This is a genomic window from Candidatus Symbiothrix dinenymphae (assembly GCF_001431085.1).
This window is the reverse complement of the sequence record NZ_BBRU01000155.1, coordinates 1-756: the sequence shown is the minus strand read 5'-3', so window position 1 is coordinate 756 and position 756 is coordinate 1. Positions and strand designations below refer to the sequence as shown.

1 protein-coding gene is annotated in these 756 nt (G+C 49.5%); it reads right to left on the bottom strand.

What is annotated here, in order from left to right:
- Positions 1-588 (bottom strand): rod shape-determining protein (locus ASC50_RS02340; RefSeq protein WP_158648303.1); only part of this gene is annotated, 588 nt, incomplete at its 3' end.
- Between the last annotated feature and the right edge of the window lie 168 nt (positions 589-756).

Genomic DNA, 756 nt, shown 5'->3' with positions numbered 1-756 from the left:
ACCCATGTATTCCAAAATATCCTGCGTCAAATCGTCCCCTGCGATGCGGATGGACTTGTTAGACACGATGCCGCCGAGCGAAATCACAGCAATTTCCGTTGTTCCACCACCTATATCCACAATCATATTGCCCTCCGGTGCTTCCACGTCCAATCCGATACCGATAGCAGCCGCCATCGGTTCGTAAATCATGTAGACGTCGCGCCCTCCGGCATGCTCTGCCGAGTCGCGCACCGCACGAAGCTCCACTTCCGTACTTCCCGACGGGATACAAACCACGATGCGCAACGAAGGCACAAAGAGCTGATTGTTGTTGCCGATTTTCTTTATCATGCCGCGAATCATCTGTTCGGCAGCATAAAAATCGGCAATCACACCATCGCGTAACGGGCGGATAGTCTTGAGATTAGGATGCGTTTTCCCGTGCATCCGCTGTGCTTCGGCACCAATGGCAATCAACTTTTCTGTACGGCTGTCCAACGCAACCACTGAAGGCTCGTCAACCACGATTTTACCATTTTGAATGATGATGGTATTAGCCGTACCTAAGTCCATCGCGATTTCCTGTGTAAATGAAAATAAACCCATTGTATATTTTATGTATATTTAATGTTTAAAATGACGGATACCCGTCGTAACCATAACTAATTCATTTTTGTTGCAATAATCCACCGTCAGGTCATCTCTGACCGACCCGCCCGGCTGAATCACTGCGGTGATACCCGCTGCGTGCGCCACTTCCACGCAGTCGGGAAA